At 60.0% G+C, this 21,542-nt stretch carries 21 protein-coding genes and 5 tRNA genes; 16 read left to right on the forward strand and 10 right to left on the reverse strand.

Features of this window, described 5'->3' with window-relative positions:
• Positions 1-20 precede the first annotated feature (20 nt).
• Complete coding sequence (gene thiO / locus BUE92_RS12290; RefSeq protein ID WP_073523939.1) at positions 21-1,130, forward strand: glycine oxidase ThiO; 1,110 nt, start codon at positions 21-23, stop codon at positions 1,128-1,130.
• On the opposite strand, the gene BUE92_RS12295 is transcribed toward thiO, so the two are convergent.
• Both BUE92_RS12295 and BUE92_RS12300 read right to left on the reverse strand, forming a co-directional pair.
• Positions 1,117-1,350, reverse strand: a complete 234-nt coding sequence (locus BUE92_RS12295; RefSeq protein WP_073523942.1) for a PP0621 family protein — start codon at positions 1,348-1,350, stop codon at positions 1,117-1,119. The two genes, thiO and BUE92_RS12295, sit on opposite strands and share 14 nt — an antisense overlap.
• Before the next feature lie 126 nt (positions 1,351-1,476).
• Positions 1,477-2,502, reverse strand: coding sequence for an outer membrane protein assembly factor BamD (locus BUE92_RS12300; RefSeq protein WP_034128050.1), 1,026 nt, complete (start codon positions 2,500-2,502; stop codon positions 1,477-1,479).
• A gap of 149 nt (positions 2,503-2,651) precedes the next feature.
• Here BUE92_RS12300 and rluD point away from each other — a divergent pair, with 149 nt between their 5' ends.
• From rluD to BUE92_RS12335, 7 genes are all read left to right on the forward strand, one after another.
• Positions 2,652-3,614: a 23S rRNA pseudouridine(1911/1915/1917) synthase RluD gene (gene rluD / locus BUE92_RS12305; RefSeq protein WP_003188422.1), complete on the forward strand. Its 963-nt coding sequence runs from the start codon at positions 2,652-2,654 to the stop codon at positions 3,612-3,614.
• Positions 3,611-4,336 (forward strand): peptidoglycan editing factor PgeF, encoded by a 726-nt coding sequence (pgeF, locus tag BUE92_RS12310; RefSeq protein WP_073523944.1) that lies wholly within the window; start codon positions 3,611-3,613, stop codon positions 4,334-4,336. Before rluD ends, pgeF begins: the two co-directional genes overlap by 4 nt.
• 135 nt (positions 4,337-4,471) lie before the next feature.
• Positions 4,472-7,036, forward strand: a complete 2,565-nt coding sequence (gene clpB / locus BUE92_RS12315) for an ATP-dependent chaperone ClpB (protein ID WP_073523947.1) — start codon at positions 4,472-4,474, stop codon at positions 7,034-7,036.
• A 295-nt stretch (positions 7,037-7,331) separates the two neighbouring features.
• Positions 7,332-7,407, forward strand: a tRNA-Asn gene (locus BUE92_RS12320).
• Positions 7,408-7,416: 9 nt separating this feature from the next.
• Positions 7,417-7,493: transfer RNA gene (locus BUE92_RS12325), tRNA-Pro, on the forward strand.
• Between the two features lie 5 nt (positions 7,494-7,498).
• A tRNA-Lys gene (locus tag BUE92_RS12330) sits at positions 7,499-7,574 on the forward strand.
• A gap of 94 nt (positions 7,575-7,668) precedes the next feature.
• A tRNA-Pro gene (locus BUE92_RS12335) sits at positions 7,669-7,745 on the forward strand.
• Positions 7,746-7,938: 193 nt separating this feature from the next.
• Here the strand turns inward: BUE92_RS12335 and BUE92_RS12340 are convergent.
• From BUE92_RS12340 to BUE92_RS12350, 3 genes are read right to left on the reverse strand one after another with little or no spacing between them, the layout of a single operon-like run.
• Positions 7,939-9,237, reverse strand: a complete 1,299-nt coding sequence (locus BUE92_RS12340; RefSeq protein WP_014716868.1) for an NAD(P)/FAD-dependent oxidoreductase — start codon at positions 9,235-9,237, stop codon at positions 7,939-7,941.
• A 60-nt stretch (positions 9,238-9,297) separates the two neighbouring features.
• The gene (locus BUE92_RS12345) at positions 9,298-9,471 is read right to left on the reverse strand and encodes a DUF3094 family protein (protein WP_034126248.1); all 174 of its coding nucleotides are present in this window, start codon (positions 9,469-9,471) and stop codon (positions 9,298-9,300) included.
• A gap of 54 nt (positions 9,472-9,525) precedes the next feature.
• Positions 9,526-10,155, reverse strand: a complete 630-nt coding sequence (locus BUE92_RS12350) for a DUF1780 domain-containing protein (RefSeq protein ID WP_003188431.1) — start codon at positions 10,153-10,155, stop codon at positions 9,526-9,528.
• A gap of 128 nt (positions 10,156-10,283) precedes the next feature.
• On the opposite strand from BUE92_RS12350, the gene BUE92_RS12355 reads away from it, so the two are divergent.
• Positions 10,284-10,973: an energy-coupling factor ABC transporter permease gene (locus tag BUE92_RS12355; RefSeq protein WP_073523949.1), complete on the forward strand. Its 690-nt coding sequence runs from the start codon at positions 10,284-10,286 to the stop codon at positions 10,971-10,973.
• 64 nt (positions 10,974-11,037) lie between these two features.
• A complete protein-coding gene (locus BUE92_RS12360) occupies positions 11,038-11,253 on the forward strand; it encodes a hypothetical protein (protein ID WP_003171680.1) in 216 nt (71 codons plus the stop codon).
• Here BUE92_RS12360 and yacG read toward each other — a convergent pair.
• Genes yacG through BUE92_RS12380 form a run of 4 tightly spaced genes read right to left on the reverse strand, consistent with a single transcriptional unit; the run spans position 11,250 to position 14,138 of the window.
• Entirely contained in the window at positions 11,250-11,450 is a 201-nt protein-coding gene (gene yacG, locus BUE92_RS12365) for a DNA gyrase inhibitor YacG (protein WP_034095831.1), read from the reverse strand. The genes BUE92_RS12360 and yacG overlap by 4 nt on opposite strands.
• Positions 11,447-12,070 carry a dephospho-CoA kinase gene (coaE, locus tag BUE92_RS12370; protein WP_073523952.1) on the reverse strand — a complete coding sequence of 208 codons (624 nt, stop codon included), beginning with the start codon at positions 12,068-12,070 and terminating at the stop codon, positions 11,447-11,449. Before coaE ends, yacG begins: the two co-directional genes overlap by 4 nt.
• The gene (locus tag BUE92_RS12375) at positions 12,067-12,933 is read right to left on the reverse strand and encodes a prepilin peptidase (protein ID WP_073523954.1); all 867 of its coding nucleotides are present in this window, start codon (positions 12,931-12,933) and stop codon (positions 12,067-12,069) included. Before BUE92_RS12375 ends, coaE begins: the two co-directional genes overlap by 4 nt.
• Positions 12,930-14,138 (reverse strand): type II secretion system F family protein, encoded by a 1,209-nt coding sequence (locus BUE92_RS12380; RefSeq protein ID WP_073523956.1) that lies wholly within the window; start codon positions 14,136-14,138, stop codon positions 12,930-12,932. Before BUE92_RS12380 ends, BUE92_RS12375 begins: the two co-directional genes overlap by 4 nt.
• A gap of 201 nt (positions 14,139-14,339) precedes the next feature.
• Between BUE92_RS12380 and BUE92_RS12385 the strand changes: the two genes are divergently transcribed.
• The 3 genes from BUE92_RS12385 (at position 14,340) to BUE92_RS12395 (ending at position 15,347) form a co-directional block, all read left to right on the forward strand.
• Positions 14,340-14,753: a pilin gene (locus tag BUE92_RS12385; RefSeq protein ID WP_073523959.1), complete on the forward strand. Its 414-nt coding sequence runs from the start codon at positions 14,340-14,342 to the stop codon at positions 14,751-14,753.
• 64 nt (positions 14,754-14,817) lie between these two features.
• Positions 14,818-14,893, forward strand: a tRNA-Thr gene (locus tag BUE92_RS12390).
• A gap of 148 nt (positions 14,894-15,041) precedes the next feature.
• Positions 15,042-15,347 (forward strand): DUF6388 family protein, encoded by a 306-nt coding sequence (locus BUE92_RS12395; protein WP_073524356.1) that lies wholly within the window; start codon positions 15,042-15,044, stop codon positions 15,345-15,347.
• A gap of 121 nt (positions 15,348-15,468) precedes the next feature.
• On the opposite strand, the gene nadC is transcribed toward BUE92_RS12395, so the two are convergent.
• The gene (gene nadC / locus BUE92_RS12400) at positions 15,469-16,317 is read right to left on the reverse strand and encodes a carboxylating nicotinate-nucleotide diphosphorylase (protein ID WP_073523961.1); all 849 of its coding nucleotides are present in this window, start codon (positions 16,315-16,317) and stop codon (positions 15,469-15,471) included.
• A 245-nt stretch (positions 16,318-16,562) separates the two neighbouring features.
• On the opposite strand from nadC, the gene BUE92_RS12405 reads away from it, so the two are divergent.
• The 3 genes from BUE92_RS12405 (at position 16,563) to ampE (ending at position 20,168) form a co-directional block, all read left to right on the forward strand.
• Positions 16,563-18,710 carry a DUF1631 domain-containing protein gene (locus tag BUE92_RS12405; protein WP_073523964.1) on the forward strand — a complete coding sequence of 716 codons (2,148 nt, stop codon included), beginning with the start codon at positions 16,563-16,565 and terminating at the stop codon, positions 18,708-18,710.
• Positions 18,711-18,771: 61 nt separating this feature from the next.
• Positions 18,772-19,335 (forward strand): 1,6-anhydro-N-acetylmuramyl-L-alanine amidase AmpD, encoded by a 564-nt coding sequence (gene ampD, locus BUE92_RS12410; protein WP_073523966.1) that lies wholly within the window; start codon positions 18,772-18,774, stop codon positions 19,333-19,335.
• Positions 19,332-20,168, forward strand: coding sequence for a regulatory signaling modulator protein AmpE (gene ampE, locus BUE92_RS12415; protein WP_073523968.1), 837 nt, complete (start codon positions 19,332-19,334; stop codon positions 20,166-20,168). Before ampD ends, ampE begins: the two co-directional genes overlap by 4 nt.
• Positions 20,169-21,542: the final 1,374 nt, after the last annotated feature.

A 21,542-nucleotide genomic window follows, 5' to 3' on the forward strand; every position in this document is an offset into this window, starting at 1 on the left:
TTTATCGGCTGGATCAAATGATGGCTAAGCAACAGCAAGTGGTGATTGTCGGCGGCGGAGTAATCGGGCTGTTGACGGCGTACAACCTCGCCAGTGAGGGCCAGGCGGTCACGCTGCTGGAGCGCGGTGGGCTTGGGCAAGAGTCTTCCTGGGCGGGCGGTGGGATTGTCTCGCCGTTGTACCCGTGGCGCTATAGCCAGGCGGTCACTGCCTTGGCCCATTGGTCCCAGGATTTTTACCCGCAACTGGCGCAACGGCTATTTGCTGCTACCGGCATCGATCCAGAGGTACATACCACGGGTTTGTATTGGCTCGACCTGGATGACGAGACGCAAGCACTGGCCTGGGCTGCCCGTGAAGGGCGGCCGTTGAGCAAGGTGGATGTGTCGGCGGCCCATGACGCGGTGCCGGTGCTGGGGGGCGGCTACTCCCAGGCGATCTACATGGCCAACGTGGCCAATGTTCGCAACCCTCGCCTGGTCAAATCATTGAAGGCGGCGCTGCTGGCGTTGCCGAACGTGACGATTCGCGAGCAATGCGATGTGTCGGGCTTTGTGCTCGGCGGCGGCAGGGTGGTGGGTGTGAATACCGCTATGGGCCAGGTTCTGGGGGGGCAGGTCGTGCTCGCGGCCGGCGCCTGGAGCGGGCAATTGCTGGGTACGCTGGGCTTGGGGCTACCCGTGGAGCCGGTCAAAGGCCAAATGATCCTGTACAAATGCGCGTCCGATTTTTTATCCAGCATGGTCCTGGCCAAGGGGCGCTATGCGATCCCGCGGCGTGATGGGCACATTCTGATCGGCAGCACGTTGGAGCATGAAGGATTCGACAAGACGCCGACCGAAACCGCGCTGGAAAGCCTTAAAACGTCTGCCGTGGAACTGATTCCCGCCTTGGCGGACGCCGAGGTGGTCGGGCATTGGGCCGGTTTGCGGCCTGGCTCACCCGAAGGTATACCGTTTATCGGTGAGGTCCCTGGCTTCAAGGGGCTGTGGCTCAATTGCGGGCATTACCGCAATGGTCTGGTACTCGCACCAGCATCTTGCCAGTTGTTCGCCGACTTGTTGCTGGCGCGCGCTCCGATCATTGATCCAGCGCCTTACGCCCCCGCAGGTCGCCTCAACGCTGGATAGCCTTTGGCCCTTGTTCCAGGTGCGCCTGGGTGCAGTACCAGTCCTGGCGTGAACTCAGTGCGCGGTCCTGCGGCAGGTGCACGCCACAGTGAGCGCAACGAACCATCAGGGCTGCATCCGGCTCGGCAGGCCGTTGCTGACGGGAGGCAGGGTTTTTGAATTTGCGCCAGAACCATACCGCGGCAGCAATGACGGCAATCCAGAACAGTAGACGAAGCATGATGGGCAGTTTCTCGACAAGGAATGCGCCAGTTTAGCCAAGGTGGTCACGGGCGCACAGGGCAATAAATACTCGCTCATAAAAAAGGGAGCTCATGAGAGCTCCCTTTTGCGTTGCGTCGAACAATCAGTCGAACACACCGAAGGTCATGTAGCTGAACCACGAACGGTCCTGGTTGTCACCCAGGGCTTGCGGCTCTTCTTCTTCGATCACATCGCCGTTCTCGTCGTGCGGCTTGAGCTCCGAAGGAATGGCGTCCTTGGCGTCCTGGTACTGCTTGATCACGTCCTGGTTGGCGCGAGTTTCACCCGGCGGCAGCGGTGGACGGGACTCGATCAGGCCCAGGGTGTACTTGCTCAGCCACGAACGGTTGTCCGCTTCGTCAACCTGAGGCACGAACTGGCCGTCTTTCAGGCTAGGGTGGTCAGGGTAGTTGAGCTTCAGGGTTTCCAGGCTGGTAGTCGCCAGGGTGTCCAGGTGCAGACGCTGGTAAGCCTCGGTCATCACGGCCAGGCCGTCACCCACGGACGGGGTTTCCTGGAAGTTTTCCACCACGTAGCGGCCGCGGTTGGCAGCGGCCACATAAGCCTGACGGGTCAGGTAGTAGTGGGCCACGTGGATCTCGTACGAAGCCAGCAGGTTGCGCAGGTAGATCATGCGCTGCTTGGCGTCCGGCGCATAGCGGCTATTGGGGTAGCGGCTGGTCAGCTGGGCGAACTCGTTATAGGAGTCGCGGGCAGCACCCGGGTCGCGCTTGGTCATGTCCAGCGGCAGGAAGCGCGCCAGCAGGCCAACATCCTGGTCGAACGAGGTCAGGCCCTTCATGTAGTAGGCGTAGTCCACGTTCGGGTGCTGCGGGTGCAGGCGGATGAAACGCTCGGCAGCGGACTTGGCAGCTTCCGGCTCGGCGTTCTTGTAGTTGGCGTAGATCAGCTCCAACTGGGCCTGGTCGGCATAGCGGCCGAACGGGTAACGCGACTCCAAGGCCTTCAGCTTCGCTGTGGCGCTGGTGAAGCTATTATTGTCCAAGTCTGTCTGAGCTTGCTGGTACAGCTCGACTTCGCTCAGGTTTTCGTCGACGACGTCCTTTGTTGACGAGCAAGCAGCAGTCATGGCGAGGATGGCGATCAGCAGCAGGTGTTTCACTTGCATGGCGGCTTGCGTCCCTATGACGGCCGCTGTCTTGGGCGGGGCCGTCCTGTTATGATGAGCGCCCCGTTGAAAGCCTCGGGGCAAAAGACGCCGTATTTAACCACAAGCGCGCAGCCGAAACCAAAGGCTACGCCACGCCTAGTCTGAGCATGTCCGATAAAATTGAACTTCGCGCAGAGGTGCCGTCCGAATTGGGCGGCCAACGCCTCGATCAAGTCGCCGCACAATTATTCGCTGAGCACTCGCGCTCGCGCCTTTCCGCCTGGATCAAAGACGGCCGCCTGACTGTGGATGGAGCGGTTATCCGCCCGCGAGACATAGTCCATGGCGGTGCGATTCTTGAGCTGACTGCCGAGCAGGAAGCCCAGGGAGAATGGGTCGCCCAGGACATCGAGCTGGATATCGTCTATGAAGACGACGACATCCTGGTCATCAACAAACCCGCTGGCCTGGTGGTTCACCCGGCCGCCGGGCACGCTGATGGCACTTTGCTCAATGCCCTGTTGCACCACGTGCCGGACATCATCAATGTGCCGCGCTGCGGCATCGTGCACCGTCTGGACAAGGACACCACCGGCCTTATGGTGGTGGCCAAGACCATTCAGGCGCAGACGCAACTGGTTACGCAATTGCAGAGCCGTAGCGTCAGCCGTATCTACGAGTGCATTGTGATCGGCGTCGTTGTGGCCGGTGGCAAGATCAACGCACCCATTGGTCGTCACGGCCAGCAGCGCCAGCGTATGGCGGTAATGGAGGGCGGCAAGCAGGCCGTCAGCCATTACCGTGTGCTGGAGCGTTTCCGCTCCCACACCCATGTGCGGGTCAAGCTGGAAACCGGGCGTACCCACCAGATTCGCGTGCACATGGCGCACATCAACTTCCCGTTGGTCGGCGACCCGGCCTACGGTGGCCGCTTCCGTATTCCGCCGGCGGCCAGCCAGACCATGGTTGAGTCGCTCAAGACGTTCCCGCGCCAGGCACTGCATGCACGCTTCCTGGAACTGGATCATCCGACGAGCGGTAAGCGCATGAGCTGGGAATCGCCACTGCCGGACGATCTGGTCTGGCTGCTGTCGCTGCTCAAGCAGGATCGCGAGGCGTTTGTCGGATGAATGACTGGCTGATACCTGACTGGCCCGCGCCGGCTCGGGTAAAAGCCTGCGTCACCACCCGTGCGGGCGGCGTCAGCCTGGCGCCGTTCGACAGCCTCAACCTGGGCGATCATGTCGAGGACAGTCTTGAGGCTGTCCTTGAAAATCGCCGTCGCCTGAGTGACGCCTTCGATATCCAGCCGGCCTGGTTGCGCCAAGTCCACGGTACTCAGGTGGTTGAGGCCGATCCGGGCCGTACTGTCGAGGCAGATGGCAGTTGGACCAGCACCGCTGGTATCGCCTGCACGTCCATGACCGCCGATTGCCTGCCGGCGCTGTTCTGTAATCGGGCGGGCACTCGGGTTGCCGCAGCCCATGCGGGTTGGCGTGGCTTGGCGGCTGGGGTGCTGGAGGCCGCGTTCGAAAGCCTGGATAGTGCTCCCGCAGACGTTCTGGTCTGGCTCGGCCCTGCCATTGGCCCGCAAGCCTTCGAGGTCGGCCCGGAAGTGCGTGAAGTGTTCATGCAGCAACTGCCGGCCACTGCTGAAGCCTTTGTTCCCAGCCACAACGCTGGCAAGTTCATGGCCGACATCTACCAGCTGGCGCGCCTGCGTCTGGCAGCGCGCGGTGTTTGCGCTGTGTATGGTGGCGGTTTGTGCACTGTGAACGACCCGCGTTTCTTTTCTTATCGCCGCAGCCCGCGTACGGGCCGATTCGCCTCCCTTATCTGGCTTGAACGCTAGACTGTCCTGACCTGTATCAACCATCCGCCGCTTGAAACGCCCAGAATCCACCCCATCTATAAGGGTATCTGGCAGGTTTCTTCATTCAGGATGTGTTTGTTCATAGCTCCGGCCTGCTCAAAAGGAAGGTGACTAATGCGTATTGATCGTTTAACCAGCAAATTACAGTTGGCCTTGTCCGACTCTCAATCCTTGGCGGTGGGCCTCGACCACCCGGCCATTGAGCCTGCGCACTTGATGCAGGCACTCCTGGAACAGCAAGGTGGTTCTATCAAACCCTTGCTGATGCAGGTGGGCTTTGACGTCAACAGCCTGCGCAAGGAGTTGAGCAAAGAGCTTGACCAACTGCCGAAAATCCAGAATCCCACCGGCGACGTGAATATGTCCCAGGATCTGGCGCGCCTGCTCAACCAGGCCGACCGCTTGGCCCAGCAGAAAGGTGACCAGTTCATCTCCAGCGAACTGGTGCTGCTCGCCGCCATGGACGACAACAGCAAGCTCGGCAAATTGTTGCTGGGCCAGGGCGTGAGCAAGAAAGCCCTGGAAAACGCCATCAACAACCTGCGTGGCGGCGAGGCGGTGAACGACCCTAACCATGAGGAGTCGCGCCAGGCCCTGGACAAATACACCGTCGACCTGACCAAGCGTGCCGAAGAAGGCAAGCTGGACCCGGTGATTGGCCGTGACGACGAGATTCGTCGCACCATCCAGGTGTTGCAACGTCGCACCAAGAACAACCCGGTGTTGATCGGTGAGCCTGGCGTGGGTAAAACCGCGATTGCCGAGGGCCTGGCCCAGCGCATCATTAATGGTGAGGTGCCAGACGGCCTCAAAGGCAAGCGCCTGCTGTCTCTGGACATGGGCTCGCTGATTGCCGGAGCCAAATTCCGGGGTGAGTTCGAAGAACGCCTGAAATCCTTGCTTAACGAGTTGTCGAAGCAGGAAGGGCAGATCATTCTGTTTATCGATGAATTGCACACCATGGTCGGCGCCGGTAAGGGCGAAGGCTCCATGGACGCCGGCAACATGCTCAAGCCCGCCTTGGCGCGGGGTGAGTTGCACTGCGTCGGTGCGACCACGCTCAACGAATACCGTCAGTACATCGAGAAGGACGCAGCCCTTGAGCGTCGCTTCCAGAAAGTACTGGTGGAAGAGCCGAGCGAAGAAGACACCATCGCGATCCTGCGTGGGCTGAAAGAGCGCTATGAGGTCCACCATAAGGTGGCGATCACTGACGGTGCGATCATTGCGGCGGCCAAATTGAGCCATCGCTATATCACTGATCGTCAGTTGCCGGACAAGGCTATCGACCTGATCGACGAAGCGGCCAGCCGCATCCGTATGGAGATCGACTCCAAGCCGGAAGTGCTGGATCGCCTGGATCGGCGCCTGATTCAACTGAAAGTCGAATCCCAGGCGTTGAAGAAAGAAGAAGACGAAGCGGCCAAGAAGCGCCTGGAAAAACTCCAGGAAGAAATTGCTCGCCTGGAACGCGAGTATTCGGACCTCGAAGAAATCTGGACCTCGGAAAAAGCCGAAGTACAGGGTTCGGCGCAGATCCAGCAAAAGATCGAGCAGTCCCGCCAGGAACTGGAAGCGGCGCGCCGTAAAGGCGACCTGAACCGCATGGCCGAGTTGCAGTACGGGGTGATCCCGGACCTGGAACGCAGCCTGCAGATGGTCGACCAGCACGGCAAGCCTGAAAACCAGTTGCTGCGCAGCAAGGTGACCGAGGAAGAAATTGCCGAAGTGGTCTCCAAGTGGACCGGTATTCCCGTGTCGAAGATGCTCGAAGGCGAGCGCGACAAACTGCTGAAGATGGAAAGCCTGTTGCACCAGCGCGTTATCGGCCAGGAAGAGGCGGTGGTGGCGGTGTCCAACGCGGTACGGCGTTCGCGGGCCGGTTTGTCCGACCCGAACCGTCCAAGCGGCTCGTTCATGTTCCTCGGCCCGACCGGTGTGGGTAAGACCGAGTTGTGCAAGGCCCTGGCCGAGTTCCTCTTTGATACTGAAGAGGCCATGGTGCGGATCGATATGTCCGAATTCATGGAGAAACACTCGGTGGCTCGCCTTATCGGTGCACCACCAGGCTATGTAGGCTATGAAGAGGGCGGTTATCTGACCGAAGCCGTACGGCGCAAGCCTTACTCGGTGATCCTGCTGGATGAGGTCGAGAAGGCGCACCCGGATGTGTTCAACATCTTGCTGCAGGTGCTGGAGGATGGTCGCTTGACGGACAGCCACGGGCGTACGGTGGATTTCCGCAATACGGTGATCGTGATGACCTCCAACCTGGGGTCGGCACAGATCCAGGAATTGGTGGGTGATCGTGAAGCCCAGCGTGCGGCGGTGATGGACGCGTTGACCACGCACTTCCGTCCGGAATTCATCAACCGGGTCGATGAAGTGGTGATCTTCGAGCCTCTGGCGCGGGATCAGATCGCGGGCATCACCGAGATTCAGTTGGGCCGCCTGCGTGGCCGCCTGGCTGAGCGCGAGCTGGACCTTGAGCTGAGCGGCGAAGCGTTGGACAAGCTGATCGCGGTCGGTTACGACCCGGTGTATGGCGCACGGCCACTCAAGCGTGCGATCCAGCGCTGGATCGAAAACCCACTGGCGCAGCTGATTCTGTCGGGCAGCTTTATGCCTGGCACCCGTGTCACGGCGACGGTGAAAGACGACGACATCGTCTTCCATTAAGCCCTGCGCTTGGCGCAACCAGAGAAGGCCCCGCATTGCGGGGCCTTTTTTTTCGATAGGGCGTTGAACTGTAAGGCAAAGGCTTGTAAAGTGCGCCCCGCAGCAACGTCAGCCCACGGGTTTCTTCTCCCCAAGAAGAAATCAGAAAGAAGCGCAAATCATTGTCTTAAAAGCAATTTAAAGGGTTGACAGGGGTTTTTAAGATTGTAGAATAGCGCGCCTCAGAGACGCTAACGTAGCGATACGGACAGGGTCGAAGAGGAAGCAACACAGCAGTAACTTTGAAATATGTAGTTCCGTGATAGCTCAGTCGGTAGAGCAAATGACTGTTAATCATTGGGTCCCAGGTTCGAGTCCTGGTCACGGAGCCAATTTCAAACCGGGGTATAGCGCAGTCCGGTAGCGCGCCTGCTTTGGGAGCAGGATGTCGGGAGTTCGAATCCCCCTACCCCGACCATATTTGGGTCGTTAGCTCAGTTGGTAGAGCAGTTGGCTTTTAACCAATTGGTCGTAGGTTCGAATCCCACACGACCCACCATTTTTGAGACCAGTTAGCGCTGGAATCGAATCTTAAGATCAGAGGCCAAAAGCGCTGATCGAAGAAGGCGACTGAAAGGTCGCCTTTTTATTACCGGGGTATAGCGCAGTCCGGTAGCGCGCCTGCTTTGGGAGCAGGATGTCGGGAGTTCGAATCCCCCTACCCCGACCATATTAAAAATCCTCGTATCGAAAGATACGGGGATTTTTTTTGCCTGTTGTAGGAGCGAGCTTGCTCGCGAAAAACGTCAACGATAACGCGGGCTTTCTAAGTGAACGCGCCGCCTGTGAGTTTTTCGCGAGCAAGCTCGCTCCTACAAGGGGCAAAATTCGCTTAACTTGCCCCTCACAGGTGTTATGCGTTGTTAGTGGAGTTTAAGGCGTGGCTCGGTGCCGCGGCCGATCTTGCTGCCCAGCATCAGCATCGCCGTGCGGAAGAACCCATACAGCGCCATCTGGTGCATGCGGTACAGCGACACGTAGAACATCCGCGCCAGCCAGCCTTCCAGCATCACACTGCCCGTCAAATTGCCCATCAGGTTACCCACCGCGGAAAAACGCGACAGCGAGATCAGCGAGCCGTAGTCGGTGTACTTGTAGGTCGGCAGCTCCTTGCCTTCAATTCGCAGCTTGAGCGATTTGGCCAGCAACGACGCCTGTTGGTGAGCCGCTTGGGCCCGTGGCGGCACATTGCGGTCGGTGCCCGGTTGCGGGCAGGCGGCGCAATCACCAAAGGCGAAGATATTTTCGTCGCGGGTGGTTTGCAGTGTTTGCAGGACTTGCAACTGGTTGATGCGGTTGGTTTCCAGGCCGTCGATGTCCTTGAGGAAACCGGGTGCGCGGATACCGGCCGCCCAGACCTTGAGGCTGGCCGGAATCACCTGGCCGCTGCTGGTGATCAAGGCGTCGGCAGTTACTTCACTGACCGCCGAGTTGGTCAGTACCGTCACCCCTAGTTTTTCCAGGGTCTTGTGCACCGGCCCACCGATCCGCTCCGGCAGTGCAGGCAATACCCGCGGGCCGGCTTCAATCAGGGTGATGTGCATGTTTTCTGGCTTGATGCGGTCCAGGCCATACGCGGCCAGCTCATGGGCGGCGTTATGCAGTTCGGCGGCCAACTCGACCCCGGTGGCACCGGCGCCCACGATGGCGACGCTGATCTGTTCAACGGCGTCGGTCTGCCCGGCATGGGCGCGCAGGTAGTGGTTGAGCAGTTGCTGGTGGAAGCGCTCGGCCTGCTTGCGGGTATCGAGGAATAGGCAATGTTGCGCTGCGCCCTCAGTGCCGAAGTCGTTGGTAGTGCTGCCTACCGCAATCACCAGGCTGTCATAGCCCAGCACGCGGGCAGGCACCAGTTCGCGGCCTTCTTCGTCGAGGGTGGCGGCCAGCTGGATTTTCTTCTGCTCACGATCAAGCCCGCTCATGCGCCCTAGCTGGAACTCGAAGTGGTTCCATTTCGCCTGGGCAACATAGTTGAGTTCGTCTTCAGATGAGTTCAGTGAGCCGGCCGCCACTTCGTGCAGTAACGGCTTCCAGATGTGGGTCAGGTTGGTGTCGACCAGCGTGATGCTGGCCTTGCCACGCTTGCCCAGGGTCTTACCCAGGCGGGTAGCCAACTCCAGGCCGCCGGCACCGCCGCCGACGATAATAATACGATGGGTCATGGGGGTATCTCGCAAGGCTAAAAGAAATCGGAGCAGTTACCCTCGCGAGCGCCAGGCGGCTCATAGCGTCAGGTAACTCAACAGGCGGCTCAGCGCACCGAGCCCGATTACCACGACCAGCACCACGCAGAGGAGCAGCCACGGCCGGAAAGGCTTGCGCTCGACTCTGTGCTGGGAAAGTCGCAGGTACTCTTCGACACGCTCTTGGTCATCGGGTTTCAGGCGGCTGGTCATAAAGGCCTCGTCAGGTAGACGTTGCAAAGGGGCGCCACGTTACAGCCAGGGGCATCAAAGGCTGATGCCGACATCAAACACTATGCTGCGGCCCAGGTTGTTGCGCAAGAAATCCGGTGCGTCCGGGTGCGCGAACAACACCCGGGCGAAGGTTGGACCCACCAGTGACAGCGAGCGCCAGCCCTGGCGCAGGTATTCGGTCGGCGGCGGAAAATGGCTGTTGAGGTCCAGTACTTCGCGCTTGAGACTGGTAAACGCAATGAGGTCCAACTCCCCCAAGTCCATGCCGCGTTCTTTGTAGTTGTGAGCTTTTTTACGCAGTGTGGGGGCCAGGCGCAGGAGAAACTCATGGGCGGGGATGCGCCGTGGCTTGGCTTCGCGCCGTACCAGTTGGCTCAAGGAGAAAGCACTGCGCCTGCGCAGCAGCTCATCGCGCCACTCGTCGTTCAGGCGGCGGCCCTCGTCCAGCACAAAAAAGACCTCGAAGCTGGCGTCGCGAAACAACACGTCGGGCGGCTCCTGGCCCGCTGCGTGGAACTCTTCGACACGGTAGGGCACGTTCAAGCCTTGCAACAGGCGCTGGCAGACCCAACGCTCACGCTCCCACTTGCGGGCATTGGACAGAAACGCATTGGCTTGTTCGGCTGCTACGGTGAGCAGGCGCAAATAATCTGAGTCATCCATAGTCGCAGCTTAGCGTCCAAATGATGACCACAGGAAGTCTTGCCTTAAAACGCGGGTGTAGAATGCTGACGTGAAGCAGGCCCAAGGACGAGGTGTGTGGTGAGGTTTTTGGTAAAGGCAGAGCATCCGTGATCAGTGCAGCGGTTCTGGCACCCCAGACTCTCGGCTTCGGCTGGCTGGTGTATGCGCCCGTGGTGATGTGGGCGATCCTGCGCTCGCCATGGGTGGAGCTGTTTGCCGACCGTCGGCGCCAGCATTTGCTGTTCGGTACGGTGTTCGCGCTGTTCATGCTGTGGCTGGTGCGGCGGGATTTCGATACTGGCGTGTCCTACCACTTTATCGGCATGACCGCCGTGACCTTGCTGCTGGATTGGCCGCTGGCAATCGTCGGAGGCTTTGCCGCCCAGCTTGGCTTGATGCTGTTGGGGCGCCAGGACCTGGCCGCGCTTGGCATCAATGGCCTGCTGCTGATCGTGCTGCCAGTGCTGGTCACCGAAGGGTGCGCTCTGTTGGTAGAACGGGCGCAGCCGCGAAACCCCTTTGTGTATATCTTCTGTTCGGGTTTTTTTGCTGCCGCACTGTCGGCATTGCTGTGCCTGTTGGCCGGCCTGGGCCTGTTGTGGTTCGACGGTCTTTTTGCGATGCCTGAGTGGTTGGAAGATTTTGTCGGTTACCTATGGCTGATCATCTTTCCCGAAGCCTTCATCAACGGCATGGTCATCAGCGCGCTGGTGGTGTTTTGCCCGGAATGGCTGGAGACGTTCAACCGTACCCGCTACCTCTCGGCGCCGTGGAAGGACGACGATTCGCGGCGTTGATCCAGGTCAAATGCCAGGCAGCGGCGCGGGCCCATGCTCTGCAAAATTTTCAGGAGCACGGATCATGAGTGTGTACGAGTGGGCACGGCAGGAGTTGCGCAGAAGCCAGGATGCAGCGCAGGAAATCGGTTTTGACCCCGGCTTGACCTTGCGCGCCATGCTCAGTGCGGTGGTGCAGCAAAGCAAGGGTGTACGCAGTTTTGAAGACCTGGCCGACGAGTTGCAATACCTTGCAGAAAACCTCGACGACCAGCAGGAATATGCCTTTATGCGGCCTTAGTGGCGCGGCGGCAGGTCTTCGGAAAACAGTTCATCTTCGGCGTCAGGGGCCACGGGAATCTTGTGTTCTTCAGCGGCCCAGGCACCCAGGTCGATAAGCTTGCAGCGGTCCGAGCAGAACGGCCGGTTGGGGTTGGTCGCTTTCCATTCCACGGGTGCACCGCAGGTTGGGCAGTCGACGGTCAAGGGTTGGCTCATGATCGGCCTCCACGCAAAGTAAGGTAAAAGTGGTGCAGTCGCTCGACCTCGCTGTGCAGCCACACGAGGTCCTTATCGTTGACCAGCACGTCATCGGCATGGTTCAGGCGGTCTTCGCGGCTGGACTGGGCCTTGAGAATCGCCTGCACCTGTTGTTCGCTGATGCCGTCGCGCTGCAGGGTACGCTGAATCTGCAGCGATTGCGGCACGTCGATCACCAGGATGCGTTGGGTCATGCTGTACTGCCCGGACTCGATCAGCAGCGGCGACACCAGGATCGCGTAGGGTGATTGGGCGCGGGCCAGGTGGCTGCGAATTTCCTCGGCGATCAGCGGGTGCAGCAAGGCTTCCAGCCACAGGCGCTCTTGTGGGATCTCAAAGATCAGTTTGCGCAGCGCGGCACGGTCCAGTTGGCCGTCGGGTTGCAGCACGCTGGCGCCGAAATGTTCGGCGATGCGTGCCAGGGCCGGGCGGCCAGGCTCGACGACCCAGCGCGCGGCATGATCGGCATCCACCAGGTCGATGCCCAGCTTGATAAAGTGCTCGGCCGCAGCGCTTTTGCCGCTGCCAATGCCGCCCGTGAGCCCAAGAATCCAGGGTGTTGCAACAGAAGTGGTCATCTGAAACCGACAGACTGCAAATAGAAGTCGGTTATTTGACCACCCCAGAGCAATGCAATCCAGCCGGCAATTGCCAGGCAGGGGCCAAACGGCATCGGTGCTGACGCCTGGGCCTTGCGCAAACGCAGCAGGATCAGCCCGGCAAACACGCCCAGCAGCGAGGCCATCAGCAGCGTCATCGGCAGAATCTGCCAGCCGCCCCAGGCTCCCAGCAAGGCCAATAACTTGAAGTCGCCATGGCCCATGCCGTCTTTGCCGGTGGCCAGCTTGAACAGCCAGAACAGGCACCACAAGCTCATGTAGCCGATGATCACGCCCCACACTGCATCGGGCAGTGGCGTCAGCAGGTCAGCACTGTTGAGCATCAGCCCCAGCCATAGCAGCGGCAGCACCAGCACATCCGGCAGCAGTTGGTGGTCCAGATCAATCAGGCTCATGCCCAGCAAGCCCCAACTCAACAGCATCACCGCGCCGGCTTGCCAGCCGAAGCCGAAGTGCCAGGCGACAGCGGTTGAGATCAGCGCGCACGCGAGTTCGGTGAGGGGGTAGCGCAGGCCGATGGGGGCGCGGCAGTGGGCACAACGCCCCCGGAGCAGCAGGTAGCTGAGCACCGGGATATTTTCCCAAGGTCGAATCGGTTGATTACAGTGCGGGCAGCAGGAGTTCGGGTGCATCAGGTTATAGGCCGGCCCACCGGGCTCGGCTGGCAGGTCGAGAATCTCATGGGCCTGGGCACGCCATTCCCGCTCGAGCATTTTGGGCAGGCGCCACGCCAGCACATTGAGGAAGCTGCCGACGATCAGGCCCAACACCAGCGCCAGGCCAACAAACGCCCAGGGATGTTCGCTCAGCAGCAGGCTCAAAACGCCGTCCCCAATTGGAACACCGGCAGGTACATGGCGATTACCAGCGCGCCGACAACTCCCCCCAATACGACCATGATCAGCGGCTCCATCAGGCTGGTGAGGTTGTCGACCAAGGTATCCACGTCTGACTCGTAGTGGTTCGCGACTTTTTCCAACATGCGGTCCAGGGTGCCGGACTCCTCCCCGATTGCGGTCATCTGGATCGCCATGCCTGGGAACAGGCCGCTGTTATGCATTGATTGATTCAACGGCATGCCTGTGGATACATCTTGGCGCATACGTTCGATTGCCTGTTTAAAGGGGCCATTGCCGACGGCGCCGGCCACCGAACCCAATGCCTGTACCAGAGGGACGCCCGCCGCAAAGGTGGTGGAAAGTGTGCGAGCGTAGCGAGCAACCGCAGATTTGTGCAGCAGTTTGCCTGCCACGGGCACTTTCAACAAACCCGCCGCCAGCCAATGGCGAAACCCCGGGTAAGTTCGATAGGCGTGGCGCACCGCGACGAGCGCAGCGCCCATGCCCAGCCCCAGCATCCACCACGCCTGCTGCAGCAGTTCCGAGAGCGCAATGACCGCCAGGGTAAACCCCGGCAATTGGCCGTTGACCCCGGCGAACAAGTTCTGGAACTGCGGCACCACGTGGATCAACAGCACTGTGCTCACCCCTGTGGCAATTACCAGTACCGCGACAGGGTAGGTCATGGCTTTCTTGATCCTGGTTTTGAGCCGTTGGCTTTTTTCCAGATGAATCGCCACGCGCTCGAGCAAGGTTTCCAGGGCGCCGGCTATTTCGCCAGCTGCTACCAGATTGCAATACAACTCATCGAAGTAGCGGGGATATTGACGCAGGGCAGCGGCCAAGGGGTGGCCGCTGGCAATGTGCTGTTTCAACGCCTTCACCAGTTCGCGCAGCTGTGGGTTTTCGACGCCTTCGCTGATGATGTCGAAGGCTTGCAGCAGCGGGATGCCGGCTTTGAGCAAGGTGGCCAACTGGCGAGTGAACAGGGCGATATCTGCAGGCGTTATTCGCGTCTTGAAGATGTGTAAACCGTAAGACTTCTTGCGCACACGCTCAGGACAGATCCCTTGCTGGCGCAGTTGTACCTTGATCAGCGCGAGGTTATGGCCGGCGATTTGCCCGGATACCCGGCGCCCTTTGCGGTTGATGCCTTCCCAGGCATAGATTGTTGAAGTGTCGTTCATGTGAGGTTGGCGCACCCAGGTCGTGAAGAATTTATAGCTTAGTCAGGCGGCGGATTCGGGCAGGCTGGTGCTGAGCGATAAAATGTCAGATTGTGCGTCTTGCAGGCGATTGGTCGCGTGGGGATGAGTACACTGGCGCCGTTGCACACTACGGGGCGCAGGACGTGCCTTGTCATGGTTCTATTCTGGAGAGTGAAAGAGATGCGTCAAAAAGGATTTACCTTGATCGAGTTGTTGATCGTCGTGGCAATCATCGGCATTTTGGCCACTATCGGTCTGCCCATGTACACCAAGCATCAGGCTAAGGCCAAGTTCACCGCGGGGTTGGCTGAAATCAGCGCTCTAAAGGCCAGCTACGAGGACGCCATCAACCAGGGTACCGTGCCGACCCTGGCCCTCATCGGGGGCACCAGCCCTACCGCCAACTGCGCGATCGAGGTGGCAGGCGATGTGGCCTCGGGCGCAGGTACCCTGCGTTGTGAAATCCTTGATGCACCCGCGCCCGTGCTCGGCAAGACCATCACCTTGACCCGCAGCGCCACCACCGGCTGGAGCTGTGCCACCACGGTAGAGCCTCAGTACGCTGCCAAGGGCTGCGGCGCCAACGGCGCGTGACCGTCGCCGGGCGGTGAGCGAGTTGGTTGCTGCATGCCCAATGCAGTGCTAGCTTTAGCCCACCGCCCGTGTAGCTCAGCCGGTAGAGCAGCGCACTCGTAACGCGAAGGTCGCAGGTTCGATTCCTGTCTCGGGCACCACAGGCACCACTGTTTCAACGGCAATGTTTTCAGATGATCCCAGAATGGTTCTGAAGGCCAGGTGAGCCGGCATTTGCGCCCGCTCTTTTGTATCTGCGCAACCTTGAAGACCCAGATGCATTCCCATTCCTCGATCCAAGAGAACAACATGACCACGACTGAGATGACCCAGGAAGCACGGCACGAACAAGCGCTCAAGCATTACCTTGAAGCGACTCCGCAGCTTAAAGAAGAGATCAAGGACCTGAGTGCCGACGATCAGCGCGACCAGATTCAGTGGGCATTTGAAGATGAGGCCGAGAGCCAGGGCTACCAGCCTTGGGAGCTGACCCTCAAGTACACCTCGACACCCGAAGAGTTCGAAGCCGCGCGGTTGGCCTTGCACAAAGAGGCGGCTGAGGTGCTGGGTGTCGAATGGGACGAGTACTGCGAGATGAATAACCTTGTAGTTTGAAAGCAGCCTGTAGGAGCGAGCTTGCTCGCGAAAAACGTTAACGATAACGCGTGAACTCTGATTGCACGCGGTGCCCTTGAGTTTTTCGCGAGCAAGCTCGCTCCTACAGTTACGGCATCTTTCAGATACTGAGGCGCATCGACAGATCCACCGCCTTCACATCCTTGGTCATCGCGCCGATGGAGATGTAGTCCACGCCGGTTTCAGCGATAGGCAGCAAGGTGGTTTCATTGATCCCGCCGCTGGCTTCCAGCTTGGCCTTGCCTGCGTTCAGGCGCACGGCTTCGCGCATGTCTTCCAGGCTCAGTTCATCCAGCATGATGATGTCGGCACCCGCCGCCAGGGCTTCGCGCAATTCCTCCAGGCTTTCCACTTCGATTTCCACCGGCTTGCCCGGGGCGATCTTGTGGGCGGCGGTGATCGCTTGGGCAATACCACCGCAGGCGGCGATGTGGTTTTCCTTGATCAGGAACGCGTCATACAGCCCGATACGGTGGTTGTGGCAACCGCCGCAGGTCACCGCATATTTCTGCGCCAAGCGCAGGCCGGGCAATGTCTTGCGAGTGTCCAGCAGCTTGACCTGGGTGCTGGCGACAAAGTCCGCCAAAAATTGCGCACGGGTCGCAACCCCTGACAGCAATTGCAGAAAATTCAACGCGCAACGTTCGCCACTGAGCAGCGAGCGGGCCGGACCCTCAAGGTGGAACAACGCCTGGTTGGGGCTCACACGTTCGCCGTCGGCCACCTGCCAATGCACGGCGACCCGTGGGTCCAGTTGACGAAACACCGCATCCACCCATGCTGTGCCGGCGATAACAGCCGCCTCACGGGTAATGATCGTGGCCTTGGCCAGCCGTTCGGCCGGAATCAACTGCGCGGTGATGTCACCACTGCCGATGTCTTCCAGCAGTGCGCGGCGCACGTTGGCTTCGATTTCGGCGGTGAGGTCGGCAAGACGGAGGTTCGGCATAACAGGCTCCACAAACAAAGTGCCTCGATTATAGGGCCAGCGTGCGTTCTAACCCAGGCTCGCCACTCATTTACCGCACAAAGTCACAGTGTGCTGGCGCAACTGCCCTCGTTTGCAAGATAATCTCGCGCCTTGCAATTGGCGTCATAGCTTTGACGTCCTGGTGGTGACCGGGTATTTGCAGTGCCTGCCGGGCCTGCGCTCCGTCTCTCCACCTCTCAAAACCGCCGTTTCAGGAGGCCAGGATGCACAATGACGGGAAGGTGGTGCCTATCAACAGGGCACAGGCCACGCCATCGCCGCTCGCGCGCCTGCCGGTGGTGTTGCTGCAGGTGCGTGACAAGGCTGCGCAACAGCTGCAGCAAGGCTTGCAGGAACTGTTCGATAACGCCGACGACACCCTGTTCGAAATGGCCGAAAAGGCCCGTAGCACCGTCGACCATCATATTTTTTTCGAGGCCATGCGCGACCTGCGCCTCAAGCGCAAGAACTTCGAGCGCGTGTTCATGGAGCAGCTGTTTGTGGCGTTCGCCAACTTGGGCCAGGCCCGGTGCAGCGGGGCACACCTGGTGCCGGTGGTGTCTTATGAGGCGGCACCCGGCACCAGCGCGGATGACGTGGAAAAAACCGTGGCCCTGGAGGCGATGCTCGGTCGGGTTGGGCATCGTGATGGCTTGGCCCTGGGGCAGTTGAACGCACGCTTGAGTGAACTGCTCGGCAGGCGCCTGGAGGCCCCTGAAAACCCCTTGGGCCCTGCGCGGCTTTGTGAGTTTTTCCTGCAAGCAGGGCGCAGCCTGGGGGTGGAGATTCGCGTCAAGCTGGTCATGCTCAAGCTGTTTGAGAAATACGTGCTCAGTGACGCCGACCTGTTGTATGGCGAGGCCAACCAATTGCTGATCGCCACCGGCGTATTGCCGCAACTCAAGACGGTCCCGTCCCGTCGAGCTGGCGGGCGCGAGACCCGGGAGCACCAGCATTACACTCGCCACGCGGAGGCCGACCCGCCGCTGGATAAAAGCGGCCAGCAAGCGTTCAGTGCCTTGCAGAAGTTGCTGGTAGCCGTGCGTGGCAGCGTGGCCCCGACCCTTGAAGCCAGTGCCGAGCCGCAGCCGATTGCCACCCGCGATCTGCTACGGCTGTTGTCGCATTTGCAGCAATATGTCCCGGAGCCCGGTGGCGAGGACGATTTCGACCTGCGCAACCAGCTGGAACAGTTGCTGACCCGGGTCAGTGTCAAAAGCGGCAAGTCGAGGGTGTTAGAAGAAGCAGACGAAGATGTGATCAATCTGGTCGCCATGCTGTTCGAGTTCATGCTCGATGACAGCAGTGTGCCGGACGCTTTCAAGGCGCTGATTGCTCGCTTGCAGATCCCGCTGCTGAAAGTGGCGGTGCTGGACAAGAGCCTGTTCAGTTGCACGGAGCATCCGGCGCGGCGCTTGCTCAATGACATCGCGAGCGCCGTCATCGGCTGGAGCCCGCCCCATGACCACCCACGGGACAACCTCTACCTGTGTATCGAGCAACTCGTACAGCGTGTGCTGAATGAGTTCGTCGAAGACCCGGCGATTTTCTCCCAGTTGCTCACCACGTTCAGCGCATTCATAGCCCAAGAGCGCAAGCGCAGCGAGCGACTTGAGCGACATACCCGTGACGCCGAGCAAGAGCGCCTGCAGGTCGAGGTGGCGCGCCAGCGTGTGGCGCACGTGCTCAATCGCCGGCTTGTGGGCAAAACCTTGCCGCAATCGGTGCTGCACTTTGTGCAGCAGGCCTGGAGCCAGGTGCTGTTATTGGCCGTTCTCAAGCATGGTGAACAATCGCTGCAGTGGCAGGCGGTGCTGCGCACCCTGGATGAATTGATCTGGAGCGTCGGCCTGCGTGAAGACACCGAAGCGGGCCGGCGTTTGCTCGAGCAATTACCCGGGCTGCTCAAGGCATTGCGTGACGGGTTGGCCGGTGCGGCCTTTGATCCTTTCAGTACTCGTGAGTTTTTCCTGCAGTTGCAGGCCATGCATGTTCAGGCGCTCGACGGCGAGGTGCTGGTTGAAGTCCGTGAGCCTTTTATCCTGGGGGCTGGCCCGCCGGGTGCCGACGAACCACTGCCCCATGATGACCCCGACCTGCTCAAGGCCCAGCAGTTGCGAGTCGGTGCCTGGGTAGCGCTGCAGCAAAATGAAGCCGGTACCCTGCGCTGCAAATTGACTGCAATCATGCCGCCCGCCGATACCTATATTTTTGTCAGCCGCGCGGGCCTCAAGGTGCTGGAGAAAAGTGCAGTTCAGTTAGCATTGGCGTTCAAGCACGGCGCCCTGCACGCCGTGGATGATGGCCCGCTGTTTGAGCGTGCGCTGGCAGCGGTGGTGGGCAACCTGCGGCAACTCAATCGCGGCAAGTGATCGCAACCGCAGGGTGGAACGCGGCATACTGGTCACACCTCTTCTCATTCAAGGAGCCTGTATGCAGTTGGACCCCGCCAGCGGTTGGTGCCAGGGCATTCGTCATTGCCCTTCGCCCAACTTCAACGAGCGCCCTGAAGGCGAAATCTCGCTGTTGGTGGTGCATAACATCAGTTTGCCTCCGGCGCAGTTCAACACCGGCAAGGTGCAGGATTTTTTTCAGAACCGCCTGGATAGCTCAGAGCATCCCTACTTTGAAGGGATTGCCAGCCTACGGGTGTCTGCGCATTTTCTGATTGAGCGTGACGGCATTGTGACGCAATTTGTTTCGTGCCGTGACCGGGCGTGGCATGCCGGTGTTTCCGTCTTTGACGGGCGTGAGGTGTGCAATGATTTCTCCCTGGGGATCGAGCTGGAAGGCACGGACGACCTACCATTTACCGATGCCCAGTATGCGGCGCTGATCGATCTGACCCGCCAACTGCTGGTCGCTTACCCCGCGATCACCCATCAACGTATTTGTGGTCACAGCGACATCGCTCCGGGGCGCAAGACCGACCCGGGCCCCGCTTTTGATTGGACGCGCTTTCGCAGCGCTCTGCAGGATGGAGGACACGAACGATGAGTTTCCTGGTGTTGGTGCTGGCCGTGTGGATCGAGAAGTTCTCGGCCTTGCGCCTGCGGTTGCAGCGCGACGGTGGATGGCTGCGTGAGCTGGCCAAGCTGGAATCGAGCCCGCGCATGAGCAAGCGGCCCTGGCTGATCCTGCTGATATTGGTGCTGCTGCCGGTGGCATTGCTGGCATTGTTGTTGCTGGTCCTGGAGCCGGTGGCCTATGGCCTGTTGGCATTGCCGGTGCACTTGCTAGTGGTGATCTACAGCCTGGGCCGTGGCGATCTATTGGCGGGGCTGGGACCGTTTCGCGATGCCTGGCGGCGCGGTGACCTGCAAGCGGCCGAGCATGTGGCCGAACGCGATCTCAAACTTGGCGCTGACAGTGGTGAGCAATTGCTGGAGCGCGTCCAGGGTTACCTGCTGTGGCAGGCGTATCAAAGCTTTTTCGCGGTGATTTTCTGGTATTTCCTGCTGGGCCCGGTGGCCGCCCTGGCCTACCGCCTGTTGGCGCTGGCCAGCGAAAACAGCCAGAACCCGTTGGTGGCCGAGCGCGCTACGCAACTGCGCCACGCGTTTGACTGGTTGCCGGTACGCCTGCTGGCGGCCAGCTTTGCCTTGGTGGGCAATTTCGTCGGGGTCAGCCGTGTGATGCTCCACGAACTGTTGAGCTGGGACATCAGCGCGGCACAGTTGGTGGAAAAAGTCGGCCTGGCCGCCGCGGAAATTCCTGCACCAGTGGTGGGGGCCGATGGCATCAACAGCCTGGATCGCCTGTGGGAACTGCTGCTGCGTGCGGCGGTGCTGTGGTATGCCGGGTTTGCCATCTGGACGGTACTCCCCTGATGGTAGGAGCGAGCTTGCTCGCGAAAAACGTCAACGATAACGCGTGCTTCCTGAATAAACGCGGCGTCTGTGAGTTTTTCGCGAGCAAGCTCGCTCCTACATGGCGTTAGGCCTTACCCTTCCCATATTTGGCCTCCAGACACGCCGTTAACCTTACGTTACAAAACTCCCTTTCGAATTGAGCTATACAGATAGAGCGCCAAATAGTGGCTATCTGCCGCCGCCCTGCGCCTCAATAAAAATAAAAGAAGGGGAGGTCACCTGTGAAGAGCTTGCTCTATCCCGCCGTCGCGCTGATGAACCGCCTGAGCTTCGGCATGAAGTTCAGCCTGATCAGCGTGCTGTTCCTGCTGCCGATGCTGGCGACCAACTATTACCTGGTGCGCGACTCGTGGCGTGAATACCAGGGCACCCGGGTCGAACTGCAGAGCCTCGACCTGCTCGGCAGCAGCCTGGCGTTGCGCCGCGACCTTGAAACCCTCAACAACCAGGTCCAGATCAATGCCACCCTCGGCCAGTCCGGTAAAGCGGCAGACCTGGAGACCAGGATCAGCGCCTTGGAAGCCAGTGTAGTGGAGCGCTTGCATGGCCTGCGCGCCATTGCGACCCAGCCCGAGCAAGTTGCCGTCTTCGACAGTAAGCGCGACGAATTGATCGCCGCGTTCAAAGCCCAGCAGCAGGAAACCTCGCTGCTCAACAAAGCGGCGTTGATCGGCAAGTTACTCAACCAGGCCCAGATGTTCAGCCAGATCATTGCCAGCCAAGCCGGCTTGAGCCGTGATCCGCAAAGTGATCTGCGCCAGCTCAGCGACCTGGTCACCACCGTCACCCCTCAAGTCACCCAGACCTTGGGCGAAGGCCGTGCGATGGGCACGTACTCCCTGGGGCAAGGCTTTATCAATTCATCCTCCAGCACCCGTTTTGACGAACTGCTGCAGCAGCTGGAAAAACTCCACGGGGAATATGGCTTGAAGCTGCAGGACGCGTTGGGCGCCAGCCAGGCCGCGCACGCCGCCCTCGACGTTTCGGCGCAAGCCAGCCAGGCCAGCCTCAAGCAAGGCAGTGAATTTTTCGAAGAGCAGGTGGTGATGGCCGAGACCCTCGACACACCTTGGCAGGGTTTTTATGACGGCGTCAGCCAGTTGATGGCCAAGACCTATCAATTGGATGATGCCGCGCTGGCGTTCCTCGGGCAGCAGTTGCAGCAGCGCCTGGCGCAAAACCGCCTGCACATGGTGTTGCTGGTCACGGCCCTGGCGGCGGTGTTTGCGCTGATTTTCTATCTCTATGCCGGTTTCTTTGTCTCCACCCGCACCACTTTGCGCCGCCTGGGGGCGATGATGGACAAAGTGGCGGCAGGTGACATGACGGTCA

The sequence above is a fragment of the Pseudomonas fluorescens genome (assembly GCF_001902145.1).
Lineage (GTDB): Bacteria > Pseudomonadota > Gammaproteobacteria > Pseudomonadales > Pseudomonadaceae > Aquipseudomonas > Aquipseudomonas fluorescens_BV.

Bases quoted from the DNA above. Each gene is read 5' to 3' on its own strand.
- thiO (WP_073523939.1), top strand. From the start codon at position 21: ATGGCTAAGCAACAGCAAGTGGTGATTGTCGGCGGCGGAGTAATCGGG.
- BUE92_RS12295 (WP_073523942.1), bottom strand. From the start codon at position 1,350: ATGCTTCGTCTACTGTTCTGGATTGCCGTCATTGCTGCCGCGGTATGG.
- BUE92_RS12300 (WP_034128050.1), bottom strand. From the start codon at position 2,502: ATGCAAGTGAAACACCTGCTGCTGATCGCCATCCTCGCCATGACTGCT.
- rluD (WP_003188422.1), top strand. From the start codon at position 2,652: ATGTCCGATAAAATTGAACTTCGCGCAGAGGTGCCGTCCGAATTGGGC.
- pgeF (WP_073523944.1), top strand. From the start codon at position 3,611: ATGAATGACTGGCTGATACCTGACTGGCCCGCGCCGGCTCGGGTAAAA.
- clpB (WP_073523947.1), top strand. From the start codon at position 4,472: ATGCGTATTGATCGTTTAACCAGCAAATTACAGTTGGCCTTGTCCGAC.
- BUE92_RS12340 (WP_014716868.1), bottom strand. From the start codon at position 9,237: ATGACCCATCGTATTATTATCGTCGGCGGCGGTGCCGGCGGCCTGGAG.
- BUE92_RS12345 (WP_034126248.1), bottom strand. From the start codon at position 9,471: ATGACCAGCCGCCTGAAACCCGATGACCAAGAGCGTGTCGAAGAGTAC.
- BUE92_RS12350 (WP_003188431.1), bottom strand. From the start codon at position 10,155: ATGGATGACTCAGATTATTTGCGCCTGCTCACCGTAGCAGCCGAACAA.
- BUE92_RS12360 (WP_003171680.1), top strand. From the start codon at position 11,038: ATGAGTGTGTACGAGTGGGCACGGCAGGAGTTGCGCAGAAGCCAGGAT.
- yacG (WP_034095831.1), bottom strand. From the start codon at position 11,450: ATGAGCCAACCCTTGACCGTCGACTGCCCAACCTGCGGTGCACCCGTG.
- coaE (WP_073523952.1), bottom strand. From the start codon at position 12,070: ATGACCACTTCTGTTGCAACACCCTGGATTCTTGGGCTCACGGGCGGC.
- BUE92_RS12380 (WP_073523956.1), bottom strand. From the start codon at position 14,138: ATGAACGACACTTCAACAATCTATGCCTGGGAAGGCATCAACCGCAAA.
- BUE92_RS12385 (WP_073523959.1), top strand. From the start codon at position 14,340: ATGCGTCAAAAAGGATTTACCTTGATCGAGTTGTTGATCGTCGTGGCA.
- BUE92_RS12395 (WP_073524356.1), top strand. From the start codon at position 15,042: ATGACCACGACTGAGATGACCCAGGAAGCACGGCACGAACAAGCGCTC.
- nadC (WP_073523961.1), bottom strand. From the start codon at position 16,317: ATGCCGAACCTCCGTCTTGCCGACCTCACCGCCGAAATCGAAGCCAAC.
- BUE92_RS12405 (WP_073523964.1), top strand. From the start codon at position 16,563: ATGCACAATGACGGGAAGGTGGTGCCTATCAACAGGGCACAGGCCACG.
- ampD (WP_073523966.1), top strand. From the start codon at position 18,772: ATGCAGTTGGACCCCGCCAGCGGTTGGTGCCAGGGCATTCGTCATTGC.
- ampE (WP_073523968.1), top strand. From the start codon at position 19,332: ATGAGTTTCCTGGTGTTGGTGCTGGCCGTGTGGATCGAGAAGTTCTCG.